Annotated in this window: 8 protein-coding genes and 2 tRNA genes; 2 read left to right on the top strand and 8 right to left on the bottom strand. The window is 70.7% G+C overall.

From position 1 onward, the window contains the following. The first annotated feature begins 332 nt into the window (after positions 1-332). A tRNA-Ala gene (locus tag I6A60_RS06665) sits at positions 333-408 on the top strand. Between the two features lie 748 nt (positions 409-1,156). Further along, positions 1,157-2,506, top strand: coding sequence for a PQQ-binding-like beta-propeller repeat protein (locus I6A60_RS06660; protein WP_203021304.1), 1,350 nt, complete (start codon positions 1,157-1,159; stop codon positions 2,504-2,506). 322 nt (positions 2,507-2,828) lie between these two features. On the opposite strand, the gene I6A60_RS06655 is transcribed toward I6A60_RS06660, so the two are convergent. The 8 genes from I6A60_RS06655 to gyrB all read right to left on the bottom strand — a co-directional run bounded on the left by I6A60_RS06655 (position 2,829) and on the right by gyrB (position 13,473). Further along, positions 2,829-3,446 (bottom strand): class I SAM-dependent methyltransferase, encoded by a 618-nt coding sequence (locus tag I6A60_RS06655; RefSeq protein WP_203021303.1) that lies wholly within the window; start codon positions 3,444-3,446, stop codon positions 2,829-2,831. 23 nt (positions 3,447-3,469) lie between these two features. Next, complete coding sequence (locus tag I6A60_RS06650) at positions 3,470-4,750, bottom strand: prenyltransferase/squalene oxidase repeat-containing protein (protein WP_203021302.1); 1,281 nt, start codon at positions 4,748-4,750, stop codon at positions 3,470-3,472. Next, complete coding sequence (locus I6A60_RS06645) at positions 4,737-5,534, bottom strand: class I SAM-dependent methyltransferase (RefSeq protein WP_203021301.1); 798 nt, start codon at positions 5,532-5,534, stop codon at positions 4,737-4,739. The genes I6A60_RS06650 and I6A60_RS06645 overlap by 14 nt, the downstream gene beginning before the upstream one ends. 3 nt (positions 5,535-5,537) lie before the next feature. Next, positions 5,538-6,797: a glycosyltransferase family 4 protein gene (locus I6A60_RS06640; protein ID WP_203021300.1), complete on the bottom strand. Its 1,260-nt coding sequence runs from the start codon at positions 6,795-6,797 to the stop codon at positions 5,538-5,540. Between the two features lie 500 nt (positions 6,798-7,297). Then, positions 7,298-7,371: transfer RNA gene (locus I6A60_RS06635), tRNA-Ile, on the bottom strand. An 86-nt stretch (positions 7,372-7,457) separates the two neighbouring features. Then, positions 7,458-8,711 (bottom strand): DUF3566 domain-containing protein, encoded by a 1,254-nt coding sequence (locus I6A60_RS06630; RefSeq protein ID WP_203055576.1) that lies wholly within the window; start codon positions 8,709-8,711, stop codon positions 7,458-7,460. A 52-nt stretch (positions 8,712-8,763) separates the two neighbouring features. Continuing rightward, the gene (gene gyrA, locus I6A60_RS06625; RefSeq protein ID WP_203023598.1) at positions 8,764-11,256 is read right to left on the bottom strand and encodes a DNA gyrase subunit A; all 2,493 of its coding nucleotides are present in this window, start codon (positions 11,254-11,256) and stop codon (positions 8,764-8,766) included. Positions 11,257-11,532: 276 nt separating this feature from the next. Next, positions 11,533-13,473 carry a DNA topoisomerase (ATP-hydrolyzing) subunit B gene (gene gyrB, locus I6A60_RS06620; RefSeq protein WP_203023599.1) on the bottom strand — a complete coding sequence of 647 codons (1,941 nt, stop codon included), beginning with the start codon at positions 13,471-13,473 and terminating at the stop codon, positions 11,533-11,535. Positions 13,474-13,580 lie beyond the last annotated feature (107 nt).

Below are 13,580 nucleotides of genomic sequence, written 5' to 3'. Positions count from 1 at the left end.
ACCCCGTGACGGACGCCCGGTCCGGGTCGACCGCAGCCGCCCGCCCTTCAGCCGTGATCGCCGTTTCGGCCCTCTACCGGTCGCGATAAGAGCCCCGCTACGACCGGTAGAGGGCCGAACTAGCAATCATGGTGGACCCGACCGCGACCGCCTCCGCGCCGCGAAGATCAGCTCGGCGCTGACACCTCCGCGATGGCGACGCCAGACCGGCTCCAGGACAGCAGGATCGCAGGAAAGACGCCACCGCCGCACCCGCCGCGATGCCGTACAGTTGGAAGGCGCGCCGCCCAGCCGGCAGCGCCCGTCCAGCGGTCACGCCGGGCGCGACCCACGGGGGCGTAGCTCAACTGGCAGAGCACTGCCTTTGCAAGGCAGGGGTTGGGAGTTCGAGTCTCCCCGTCTCCACCACCTCTGATCTGCGGGTATCACTTCATGTGATGCCCGCTTTGATCGTTATGCGGCCAACCGTGTAGCCCAGCACCGTCAGCTCCGGTAACCATCCAGCCCCAACGGCCCACCCGGCCGGTCGACCAACTCATCCGCGGCTCCACAGGCTTGGGTCCGCGAGGCCGTGGCGTCTCGTCCGGTCACCAAGTGGTCGGCCACGAGGCACTCGTCGGCGCCGACGACCTTGAGTTGGACGATGCGCGGGATCGAGGGCTGCCGCGCTGGTCAGGGGGCCGCGCGGCGGTTTCCAGCGCAGGCCGGCCGGTTGTCGTAGTGGCTGGCGTCTGCGGGGGATTGTCTGGATGATGGCGATCCGTCCCGACAGCCACAAGATCACGGGGGAAGCATGGATGCCGAGTTCTCGGCGGCCGCCGCCACGCCTGGCGCCGATCAGCCGTGGGCCGCGCCCACGGCCGACTTACCCACGGGGGTAGGCCAAGCCGAGGCCGCGCAGCGCGTCCAGGCCACTCTGGGCTCGCCGACCACGCAGGCAGCCCAGGGTTCGCCAACCACGGAGGCCACACCCCCAACGCCAACCACGCAGGCCACCCTGGAGACGGCAAGCACGCAGGCCACGCCCACCGCCGAGTCCACGCGACCGACGTCAGGTATCCAGGCCACGCGGGGAGCGAACCCGCCGAACCTTCCGAACTCGGCAGGCCGGTCGGGACGTCGGCCGTGGCTGGCCCTGGTCGCCACCACGGGGTTGGTGGTCCAGCTGGCCGCGGTCGGCGCCGGCGTCGCCGTCGTCGCCACCCACGACCGGGGGCCGGAGACGGTCAGGCAGGCCTGGTCGAACGACCTGGTCGCGCTCGGGAAGCCAGTGGCGGCCCGTGGCTCCGTCCTCGTCTTTTCGTCGACGGACGAGAAGGTCGTCGACAGGATCGCGGCCCTGGACCCGGCAACCGGGCGGGCGCGTTGGACGGCTCCGGCGAGCATCTCGCGGATTGAGGGGGACCTCGGGCGGTTCACTCCGCTGGTGGTCGACGACGGGGCGACCGTGGTGTGGCTGGCGCCCGGAGGCGCCGATGACACGGTCTCGGTCGTAGCCGCGGACGCGGCCACCGGGGAGCAGCGGTGGAGCTACGGGGAAGATCTCTCGGTGGCCGCTGCCCCGCGGGTCTGCGGGAACGGGTCCGCGATCTGCCTGGTCGCCGCGGCTGATAATGACGCCGGGCCGCCGTCCAAGGTCGTCCTCGACGCTCGGAGCGGTCGGGTTCGCGTCGAGGAACCGCTCGGGATTGGGGACGATACCCGCGAGGTTGGCGTCGATCTGATCTTGTCGGGCGACGACGAGACCCTGGCGGCCGTCGCCGACGGCGGGAACCTGCTCTGGCAGGAGCCGGCTACCAACGTCTTCGGCGCGACGGCCGACGGCGTGCTGTTCATCGGCATGGACTCCGTGCGCCGCGGTGACGTGTATGTGGGCAGCCCCCTCAACGGGTTGCTCGCCGACACGTTGTCGCCGGTCGCCGAGACGGACCTGAACGCTCTGGTGGGAATCAGCGCGACGACAGGGGAGCGGCTCTGGACGCGGCCCGGCGCCACGCTCGGCTGCCCACGGATCGCGTTCGACCCCACCCACCCGGTGCGCTGCGTGTTCCGCGGCACCGTGACAGCGGGGCTGAACGCGGCCTTCGCGAACTTCGGCGTCACGCTGGAGGGCTTCGATCTCGAGACCGGGCGGACCACCTGGTCCTGGGACGCCGGGGACTCCTGGGTTTTCACCAACGCGGCCGGAGCGGGCCCTGCTGCCCGAGGGCAGGGCGGCGACTTCGTCCTGCGGGTCAGCGACACCCGGTACGTCCTGCGGGTCCGAGGTGAGACGACCGTGCTCGACCTGGAGCGCGGGCCGGTCTCCGCCAAGACGCCGGCGACGGGCTGGTGCACGTCCTGGAGCCAGCGCTGGTCCGGCGTCGAGTGGCCGTACGCCTGCGACACCGCCGGCCGCGACGCGGTGCCGTCCGCGCCGGTCGAGTTCGGCGGCGTCCGGGTGGGAGACGACTACGTGTGGCTGGACCGGAACGGCCGACCGCGCGGCGGTCCGGTCACGGGCTGACCGCCGCGTGGGCTAACCAAACGATCTCCGCGTTCCGCGGAACGGGAAACCGGGCTGGCAGATCCTGCTGACGCTGTCCAGCGATCTCCGCGTTCCGCGGAACGCGAAGCCGCGGCGGCGGGTCCTGCGGGCGCTGCCTGACGATCTCCGCGTTCCGCGGAACGCGGCTGGCGGGATGCCGCGGGCACCGTCAGCCGGCCAGGGCGGAATGGGCGCGGTTCGCGATGGCGTCGGCCTGCGCCCGGTTGGCGCGGGCGTCCGACGCGGCGGCGGCCGGCGAGGCGCGGCCAAGCCGCAGGTGCCAGATCCCGAACCGGGACCCCTACTGGACGCGTTCGAGGACCCGCAGCGAACCCGTGCGGGACCGCTCCTTGAAGCCCTCGTCCAGGGCGCGCAGGTAAAGGTGGTACGGCGCCTGGCCCCCGTCGGCGGGGTCGGGGAAGACGTCGTGGATGAGCAGCGCACCGCCGGGGGCGACGTGCCGGGCCCACGCCGCGTAGTCAGCCTGGGCCTGCTCCTCGGCATGGCCACCGTCGATGAACAGCAGCGCGACCGGGGTCGTCCACCAGCCGCCGACCTCCTCGGTGCGCCCGACGACCACGGTGACGACGTCCTCGACGCCGGCGTCCCAGAGGTTGCGGCGCAGGAAGGGCAGCGTGTCCATCCGGCCGGTGTGCGGGTCGACGACGGTCGGGTCGTGGTGCTCCCAGCCAGCCTGGTTCTCCTCGGAGCCACGGTGGTGGTCGACGGTCACGACCCGCGCGCCCGCCGCCCGCGCGGCCGCGCCCAGGTACAGCGTCGACTTGCCGCAGTAGGTGCCGACCTCGAGGATCAGCCCGCCGGCCGGCACCTCGGCCGCGGCGGCGTAGAGCGCGTCACCCTCGTCTTCGGGCATGAAGCCCTTGGCGGCCAGCGCCGCGCGGCGCAACGTCTCATCCACGAGCCAGGTACTCCCAGAGTCCGCTAGCTGGCCAGCCGGCCGGCCAGCTCATCGGTCGACCACGCGCCGATGACCGGTGCGGGGTCGCAGTCGCAGCCGAGCCGGTCGCGGGACTCGACATCGTCGAACTCCTCGTCGTCCGGCGCCAGCGTGGGCAGCGGCTCGGGCAGGTCGTCGCCGCGGAAGACGGCCTCGGTGACGCCGCCGGAGAGGGTGTCGACGGCCAGGATGACGGCCGCGGCGGTCCAGGTGCTGCGCTCGTCCGGCCAGTGGGCGCCACCCACGAACTGCCAGCCGGTCCAGTAGGCGCCGTCATGGTGACGCAGGTGCTGCATGTCCCGGACCAGGGTGCGCGCCGCCGGGGTCTCGCCGACAAGGTGCAGGGCGATCGCCAGCTCACAGGTCTCCGCTCCGGTCACCCACGGTTCGTCGGAGACGCAGCGGATTCCCAGGCCTTCGATGACGAAGTCGGCCCAGCGGCCGCGCAGTCGCTCCAGACCTTCAGCTCCGCGCAGCGCTCCGCCGATCACCGGGTAGTACCAGTCCATCGACCAGCGCGACGTCGGCGCGAAGTACTCCGGATGGGCCCGCAGCGCGTGGGCGAGCCGGCCAGCGGCCAGTTCCCAGTCCGGACGCGCGTCGCCGACCAGCGCCGCCAGGCCCAGCCCGCAGCGCAGGCTGTGCAGCGTGCTGGAGCAGCCCGTCAACATCGCGAGCGGGTAGTCATTGCCCTCGGCGTCGCGGGCCCACCAGATCACCCCGCTGGGCGCCTGCATGTCGATGACGAAGTCCAGCGCCGCGCGTACCACCGGCCACAGCGCGGCGACGAACGCGGCGTCGCCGGTACGTCGCCAGTGATGCCAGACGGCCGTGGCGACGTAGGCGCACTGGTTGCTGTCGGCGAAGTTCTCCCGGACGCCACCGCCGATGTAGCTGGTCGCCCAGGAGCCGTCGTCACGCTGGTTGCGCAGCAGCCAGTCCCAGGCCCGCTGGGCCGCGTCGTCGCGCCCACCGAGCTCAAGTGCCATCGCGCACTCGAGATGGTCCCAGGCGTCGGTGTGACCCCCCGGAAACCATGGGATCGCGCCGTCCGGGTCCTGCATCGCGGCGATCGAGTCGGCCGTCGCCCGGACCTCGGCAGCGGTCAGCAACGGGCTGGTCTCGGGCGGGCGCGCCAGCGGGTGCAGATCGGCCAGCCGGTCGGGGGCGAGCACGCCTCGCCGGGTGGGCACCGTCGTCGGTCGCAGGCTCGCGTCGTGGGGCACCACGGACGGCTGGGCCGCGAACGCGTCAGTCGACGCCATGGCCAGTCTCCGCGAACGCCTCACGCTGGGCGGTGGACGGCTCGGGCACCGAAACCGTCAGCTGGCCCACGTCCAGGGGCTTGCGCAGGTAGAACACGACGCTTTTGCCCAGGACCGGGTTGAGCAGCTGCTCGGTCCACCGGGTCGTCCGGGGGCGCTTCATCATGTCCCAGACCAGCATCCGGTGGTACAGCCGCGTAGCCGGGTGGTCGTCGTCGTGCACGCCGACCAGGCACCGCAGCCACCAGTAGGGCGCGTGCAGGGCGTGCGCGCTGTGACCGCCGAGGTACTCCAGCCCGGCTGCGGTGAGCCGGCCCAGCAGCTCGTCGCGCCGGTAGATGCGCACGTGCCCGCCCTCGACCGTGTGGTAGCCGGAGGAGAGCGCCCAGCACAGCCGCTCCGGCAGCCACGCCGGCACGGTGACGGCGGCCAGCCCGCCCGGGCGCAGCACCCGGACCAGCTCAGCCATCGCCTTCTCGTCCGCCGGCAGGTGTTCGAGGATCTCGGACGCGATGACCCGGTCGAACGTGTCGTCCGCGAACGGCAGCCCGAAGGCGTCGCCGCGCACCCCGCCCGCCCGCCCGGAGGCCGGGATCTGGCCCTCCAGCGCCATCGCGCCGAACATCCGGGCGACACCGGCCACGTCGTCGAAGGAATAGTCCAGGCCCACGACGTCGGCGCCGCGTCGGTAGGCCTCGAAGGCGTGCCTACCGCCCCCGCAGCCGAGGTCGAGCACGCGATCGCCAGGACCGACCGGGAACCGGTCGAAGTCAACGGTCAGCATCGGCTACCTGACGGCATCGATCCGCTCGGCGTACCACCGCGCGGTGGCCGCCGTCGCGGCTCGCCAGGAGAACTTCGCCTCGACGCGGGCCCGCCCGCCGGCACCGAGCCGTGCCCGCAGCTCCGGGTCACCGAGCAGCCGGTCGATGGCCACCGCCATCGCGCCCGAGTCACCCGGCGGCACGGTCAGCGCGGCCTCGCCGTCCGGTCCGGTCACCTCGGGCAGCGCGCCCGCGGTGGTCGCGACCAGCGGCAGCCCGACGGACATCTCCTCGACGGCCGGCAGGCTGAAGCCCTCGTACAGCGACGGCACGACGGCGACCTCGGCCGAGCGCAGCAGGTCGACCAGGTCGGACTGCTCGAGGTTCGACCGGAAGGTCACCGCGTCGGTGAGCCCGAGCTCGATGACCTGCTTGGCCGCGGCCCCACCAGGTCGCGCCTTGCCGACGCAGACGACGTGGGCGTTCTCCCGCTCGACCCGGAGCTTCGCAAGCGCCTCCAGCAGCACCATCAGCCCCTTGAGGGGGACGTCCGCACTGGTGACGACGACGATCCGGCCCGGCACCTTGGCGATCGACGGGTCCGGCGAGAAGACCTCGTGGTCGGTGCCGAGCGGCACCGTGTGCATCCGGTCGTCCGGCAGGGCCATGTCCGTGATGATGTCCGCCCGCGAGCTCTCGGACGGGATGACGATCCCGTCCAGCCCGCGCGCGACCCGCGCCTGCATCGGCAGGAAGGAGTACCAGCGCCGGACGCCGAACCGGGCCCAGCGACCGGTGGTGGCCTCCAGGTGCAGCCGACGGTCGACGGTGATCGGGTGGTGCAGCGTTGCGACCAGCGGGATCTTGTGCGGGGCCAGCGCCCGTCGCAGCGCGAGCGTCCCGTACCCGAGGGTCTGGTTGTCGTGGACGATGTCGAACGGAGGCGGGGTCCCCTTGCGTGGCCGCAGGGCCTTGTGCGCCCGGAGGCTGAACGCCAGCGGCTCGGAGAACTGGCCCGACCGCATCATCACGAACTCCGCCATCGAGGCGACGTTCGTCAGCTCACGCGGCGACGGCCAACGGAACGGGTTCGGCTCGCTCCAGAGGTCGAGGCTGGGCAGCTCCCGCAGCTCGACCCCGTCGTCCAGGACCGGGTAGGGGGGTCCGCTGACCACCGTGACCTCGTGGCCGAGGGCGATGAGCTCCTTGGACAGCTGGCGGACGTACACGCCCTGGCCCCCACAAGTCGGGAGACTGCGGTACGACAGCAACGCGATCCGCAACGGTGCGCCCTCCCAGCGGTTGAGGCTCCCTCTCGCCGATCGGTCGAGAGCAGCGCCGTTGATGGCACATTAGGACAAATTTCGCCGATCTTCCTGCAAATCGACCGCACTCTCGACGCCAGAGGCCCGCGCGTAACGATTTGGTCCAGCACAGACGACCAACTCGACGGCATCCCGCCGCCCCCACGCGGAAGCGTCAACACCCGCATCCGCCAAGTAGCTACCCATCACACTGAGTGTGAAATCAGATCGTCACGCGAGGTGACGCCGCGAAGCCCCGACAAGATCGGCCGCTCGAACGATCGACTTCGCCGAGCTTGATCGCCGTTCTGGCCCTCCCGTGGTCGTACTCAGAGCCGCTTCGCAACCACTGGAGGGCGCAAACAGCGATCAAGCCAGCCCGCCGCGCTGGTGGGACGGCCGCGATTCCGCGCATGAAAAAGCCGGCCCGCTCCCATCGAAAAGGGAGCGAGACCGGCGAATGGTCTGCTGGTGCTGTGTGGACCTAGGTGGACTTGAACCACCGGCCTCTTCCTTATCAGGGAAGCGCTCTAACCGGCTGAGCTATAGGTCCGGGGAGTTACTGAGGTCGTTTCGGGCGCGAGAGCAAGAGTATCAGGACGGTGGCGACCAGGTGGACGGCCACCGCCCGGCTTCCCGCTACCGATCGCTGAGTGTGACCTCAATCCCACCGATCATGTCGGCGCAGAGGTTGTAGAGCATCGCCCCGAGGGTGGCCAGCAGCGTCAGCAGGACGACGTTGATCGCGCCGACGAGCAGGCTGATCTGCATGGCGCGGCCGAACGACAGCCACGAGCTGACGCTGTGGCTCTCGCCCGAGGTCAGGGTGCCGGCGGCATCGGTGATGCTGTTGAACACACCGACCGAGTTCAGCACGAACCAGAGCACCGCCACCGCGACCATGATCACAAGGAACAGGCACAACGAGAACGCGAACGCGAGGCGGGTCACGGTCAGTGGGCTGACCCTGGTGAGCCGCAGCCTGGCCCGCCGACCCGTGCGCGAACCGTCCGGGTCGCCGTAGTCGGCCGGGTAGTCACCCGCCCGGGCCGGCTCGGGCCGGTCGGTGTCAGGCCGGCCGGCGTAGCCGGCGGCCGGCTCCGACCCGCCACGGCCCGGTCGGGCCCACGCCCGCTGTTCGCGACCGCGTTCGCCGGGCGCGGTCGTCCGGGCGCCTGGCGCCGGGGTCGGCATCCGCTCCGCCGGGACCGCGGGACCACGGCCGGACTTGGCCAGGTTCGGCTTCACGGCGGGGTCTACGACGGTCCGGTCCGGGTCGGCCGCCACGGACGCCGCGCCGACGGCCGCGACCGTCCGCGCCTCGGCGCCACGGTCGGCGGCCCCGGTTCGACCGCGATCGTCCCGGGCGCCACTGTCCCGGGCACCGCTGTCCCGGCCGTTGTCCGACCCGGAGGGCCGGGCTGGGGTACGCACGATGGCCATGGTGTCTGGGTCGCGCGGCGCTTGCGCCAGCTGGTCCGCCGCGGCCGTTTTGGCCGGCGCGCCGCGGCCAGCCGCGGCATACCGTTCCGAAACGGACGCGGGCGGGCTCGCGGCCGGCGTGGCGACCTTGGCGGTCGCGGTCCCGGCCCGGTTCGAGGCGACTCCCTTGGAGCCGGCCGAGGACTTCGGCGCGGGCGCGGGCGCGGCCGCAGCCGGCGCCGGGGCCGCCGACGACAGCGGCCGAACGGCCGCCGTCTTGTCGTCGTCGTCCTCGACCGGCTCCTTGGTCGCCGTCCGTGCCCCGGCGGCGTCGGCGGACGCGCCCGCTGCCGGGGCGTCCTTCTTGGTCCCGCCGACCTTCTCGAAGAAGGGGTTGCCGGCTGCCTCGCTGTCGGCCGCGGCCGTCGGGAGGCCGCCGGACCGACCCGGCCGCTCGTCCTTCTCGCTCACGCGTCTCCCCTTAGCTTCCCGCCAGCCATGGGCCCGGCCTCGCAGTCAGGCGTCAGCCAGCCGTCGGCTCGTCGCCATCGCCGTCGTCGGCATCAGCATTACGCGCGACGCCCACGACCTGCACACCGGTCTCCAGGTCGATCAGCTTGACGCCCATCGTCTGGCGCTGGGCCTGCCGGACGTCCCTGGCTACGGTACGCAAGACGCCGCCGTTGGACGCGATGGCGTACAGCTGGTCGTCAGGCTCGACGACGAGCGCGCCGACGAGGCTGCCCCGGCTGGGCACGATCCTCGCGGTCAGCACTCCCTTGCCGCCCCGGCCCTGCAGCGGGTACTCGTTCAGGTGCGTCCGCTTGGCGAAGCCACCGCTGGTGGCGACGAGCAGGGAGGCCGTCGAGTCCGGCTTGATGACCTCGATCGAGAGCAGCTCGTCGTCCGCGTCGAACCGCATGCCGATCACACCGGCCGTGGCCCGGCCCATCGGCCGCAACTGCTCGTCGTCGGCGTGGAACCGGATCGACTGGGCGTTGCGGCTGACCAGCAGCAGGTCGTCGTCGGCGCCGACCAGCCGGGCGCCGATGACCTCGTCGTCCTCGCGCAGGTTGATCGCGACGAGCCCGCCGGCGCGGTTGGAGTCGAAGTCCGTCAGGGCCGACTTCTTGCATAGTCCGCGCTTGGTGGCGAGCACCAGGTACGGCGCGGCCGCGTAGTCGCGGATCGCCATCACCTCGGCGATCCGCTCGTCCTGGCCGAACGCCAGGATGTTCGCCACATGCTGGCCCTTGGCGCTGCGGGCCTGCTCGGGCAGCTCGTGGGCCTTCGCCCGGTAGACCCGGCCCTTGTTCGTGAAGAACAGCAGGTAGTGGTGGGTCGTCGTGACGAAGAAGTGCTCGACGATGTCGTCCTCGCGCAGCGCCGCGCCCTGCACGCCCTTGCCGCCGCGCTTCTGGGAGCGGTAAAGGTCGGTCTTGGTGCGCTTGGCGTAGCCGCCGCGGGTGACGGTGACGACGACGTCTTCCTGGGCGATGAGGTCCTCGATGGACATCTCGCCCTCGAACGGGACGATCCGGGTCCGGCGCTCGTCGCCGAACTTGTCGACGACCTCCTTGAGCTCCTCACCGATGATCTCGCGCTGCCGCTGCGGCGAGGCGAGGATCGCCTCCAGCTCGGTGACCTTGGCACGCAGCTCGGCGGCCTCGTCGATGATCCGCTGGCGCTCCAGAGCCGCGAGGCGACGCAGCTGCATGTCCAGGATCGCGGTCGCCTGGATCTCGGAAAGCGAGTAGCGCGCCATCAGCTGGCCGCGGGCCGCGTCCGCCGACTCGGCGTTACGGATCAGCGCGATCACGTCGTCCAGGTGGTCGAGCGCGATCAGCAGGCCCTCGAGGACGTGCAACCGCTCCAGGGCCTTGCGCAGCTGGTAGCGGGTCCGCCGGACGATCACGTCGACCTGGTGCTCGACGTAGTAGCGGATCATCTGGTCGAGGCGCAGCGTGCGCGGCACCCCGTCGACGATCGCCAGCATGTTCGCGCCGAAGGTGTCCTGCAGCTGGGTGTGCTTGTACAGGTTGTTCAGCACGACCTTGGCGACCGCGTCGCGCTTGAGGTCGATGACCAGGCGCTGGCCGATCCGGGCCGACGTCTCGTCCCGGACGTCCGAGATCCCGGAGACCCGGTTGTCCCGGACCAGCTCGGCGATCTTCTCGGCGAGGTTGTCCGGGTTGACCTGGTAGGGCAGCTCCGTGACGACGAGCTGGGTGCGGCCCTTGTTCTCCTCGACGTTGACGACGGCACGCATCCGGATGCTGCCGCGGCCGGTCCGGTAGGCGTCCTCGATGCCCTGCCGGCCGACGATCATGCCGTGGGTCGGGAAATCCGGGCCCTTGATGATGCCGAGCAGCGCCTCGAGCAGCTCCTCGTCGGTGGCGTCCGGGTTGTTCAGGGCCCACTGGACGCCGGCGGCGACCTCGCGCAGGTTGTGCGGCGGGATGTTGGTCGCCATGCCGACCGCGATGCCGCCCGCGCCGTTGACGAGCAGGTTCGGGAACCGGCTCGGCAGGACGAGCGGCTCCTGGGAGCGGCCGTCGTAGTTGGGCGCGAAGTCGACGGTGTCCGAGTCGATGTCGCGCAGCATCTCCATCGCCAGCGCGGCCATCCGGGCCTCGGTGTACCGCATGGCGGCGGGCGGGTCGTTGCCCGGCGAGCCGAAGTTGCCGTTCCCGTCGACGAGCGGGTAGCGCAGCGACCAGGGCTGGGCCAGCCGCACCACGGTGTCGTAGATCGAGGTGTCGCCGTGGGGGTGGTAGTTACCCATGACGTCACCGACGATGCGGGAGCACTTGAAGTACCCGCGGTCGGGCCGGTAACCGCCGTCGTACATGGCGTAGAGCACCCGGCGGTGCACGGGCTTGAGCCCGTCCCGGACCTCCGGCAGGGCCCGCCCCACGATGACCGACATCGCGTAGTCGAGGTACGACCGCTGCATCTCGACTTCGATGCCGATCGGCTCAATCCGGTCGCCAGGCGGCGGTAGTACGTCGACCACGATGTCCTTCCAGGCAGTTCGGAGCTAACCGGTTGACTGCTGTCCCGCTGAACTGCTGTCGTCTCAGCTAGCGCTGTAGGTCTCGGTATTCCTAGGTGACTGTTTCTCGGTAACCCGGTCTGTCTCGATCAGTGCATTCAGGCCTGTAGCCAGACCCGCCCCAGTCGGGCGAAGCCCGACATCGGGGGTCCGGGGGTCGCCCCCCGGGTAGACATTGCGGGCTACCTGGGAAGCTGGCCGCACGCCAGCGAACAGGGCTGTCCGCCTCGGCCCCCGTCAGATGTCCAGGAAGCGGACATCCTTGGCGTTGCGCTGGATGAAGCTGCGTCGGGCATCGACGTCCTCGCCCATCAGCACGCTGAAGAGCTCGTCGGCGACGGCCGCGTCGTCGAGCGTGACCTGCAGCAGAATGCGGCGGTCCGGGTCCATGGTGGTGTCCCAGAGCTCGGTCGCGTTCATCTCGCCGAGACCCTTGAACCGCTGGATCGCGTCCTTGGGCAGCTTGCGGCCCGCCTCGACGCCACGCTCCAGCAGACCGTCCCGCTCCCGGTCGGAGTAGGCGTACTCCCAGTCCTCGCGGCCCCACTTGATCTTGTACAGCGGGGGCTGCGCGAGGAAGACGTGACCGGCCTCGACGAGCGGGCGCATGAAGCGGAACAGCAGCGTGAGCAGCAGCGTCCGGATGTGCTGGCCGTCGACGTCGGCGTCCGCCATCAGCACGATCTTGTGATATCGCAGCTTGGCGATGTCGAACTCGTCGTGAATACCGGTGCCGAGCGCCTGGATCAGCGCCTGGACCTCGGTGTTCTTCAGGACCCGGTCGATCCGCGCCTTCTCGACGTTCAGGATCTTGCCCCGCAACGGCAGGATCGCCTGGAACTTCGAGTCGCGACCGCCCTTGGCCGAGCCGCCCGCCGAGTCACCCTCGACGATGTAGAGCTCGCAGCGCTCCGGGTCGGTGTACTGGCAGTCGGAGAGCTTGCCGGGCAGGCCGGTGCCGCCGAGCAGGCCCTTGCGTCGGGTCAGGTCGCGGGCGGCGCGGGCGGCGATCCGGGCCCGCTGCGCGTCCAGCGCCTTGCCGACGATGCTGCGCGCCTCGACCCGGTTCGCGTCGAACCAGTCCCGCAGCGCGGAGTAGCACATCTCCTGGACGAACTTCTTGGCCTCGGTGTTGCCGAGCTTCGTCTTCGTCTGGCCCTCGAACTGCGGCTCGGACAGCTTGACGGAGATGATCGCGGTGAGGCCCTCGCGGATGTCGTCGCCGGAGAGGCGCTCGTCGGGGCTCTTCGCGCCCGCCTTCACCGGCTTGAGGAGGTTCTGCTCCTTGGCGTAGACGTTCACCGCGCTGGTGAGCGCCGCCCGGAAGCCCTCCTCGTGGGTGCCGCCCTCGTGCGTGTTGATCGTGTTCGCGAAGGTGTAGACCGACTCGTTGTAGCCGGCGTTCCACTGCATCGCGACCTCGGCCTCGATGCCCTTCCCCTTGGCCTCGAGCGCGACGATCGTCTTGTGGATCGGCTCCTTCGTCGCGTTCAGGTGCGCGACGAAGTCAGCGAGACCGTTCTCGTACTTGAACGTGACCTCGACGGGCTCCTCGGCCCGCTCGTCGCGCAGCGAGATGGAGATGCCCTTGTTCAGGAACGCCATCTCCTGCAGCCGGCGGTAGAGCGTCTCGTACTTGTACTCGGTGGTCTCGAAGATCTCCCCGTCGGCCCAGAAGGTGACGGTGGTGCCGGTGCGCTCGCCGCGCTTCAGCGGCGCACGCTTCTCCAGCGGCCCGGGCCGCTGCGCGGTGTACCGCTGGAACCAGTGGAAGCCGTCGACCTTGATCTCGACCTCGACCTTGGTCGACAGCGCGTTCACGACGCTGATGCCGACGCCGTGCAGACCACCCGAGACGGCGTAGGAGTCGCTGTCGAACTTGCCGCCCGCGTGCAGGATCGTGAGGACGACCTCGACCGTCGGCTTCTTCTCGGTCGGGTGCATCCCGACCGGGATACCGCGGCCGTTGTCGACGACCCGCACGCCGCCGTCGGCCAACAGCGTTACCGTGATGGTGTCGCAGAACCCGGCTAGCGCCTCGTCCACCGAGTTGTCGACCACCTCGGACACGAGGTGGTGTAGACCACGCTCGCCGGTGGAGCCGATGTACATGCCCGGTCGCTTGCGGACCGCGTCGAGACCCTCGAGAACCTTGATCGAACTTGCGTCGTACGCCACGCGCAGCGTCCCTCTCTTCAGATCCTCGCCAGGTCCCTCGGCAGGCCCTCTCGCCAGGCCCCTTCGTCCGAGGCCCGCTCGTACGAGGCTTCTCGTACCGGCTGCCT

It is taken from the genome of Frankia sp. AgB1.9, assembly GCF_016786355.1.
Classification (GTDB): domain Bacteria; phylum Actinomycetota; class Actinomycetes; order Frankiales; family Frankiaceae; genus Pseudofrankia.
The sequence above is the reverse complement of the archived record's forward strand: the minus strand, read 5'-3'. Positions and strand labels throughout refer to the sequence as shown.

Bases quoted from the DNA above. Each gene is read 5' to 3' on its own strand.
- I6A60_RS06645 (WP_203021301.1), bottom strand. From the start codon at position 5,534: ATGCTGACCGTTGACTTCGACCGGTTCCCGGTCGGTCCTGGCGATCGC.
- I6A60_RS06650 (WP_203021302.1), bottom strand. From the start codon at position 4,750: ATGGCGTCGACTGACGCGTTCGCGGCCCAGCCGTCCGTGGTGCCCCAC.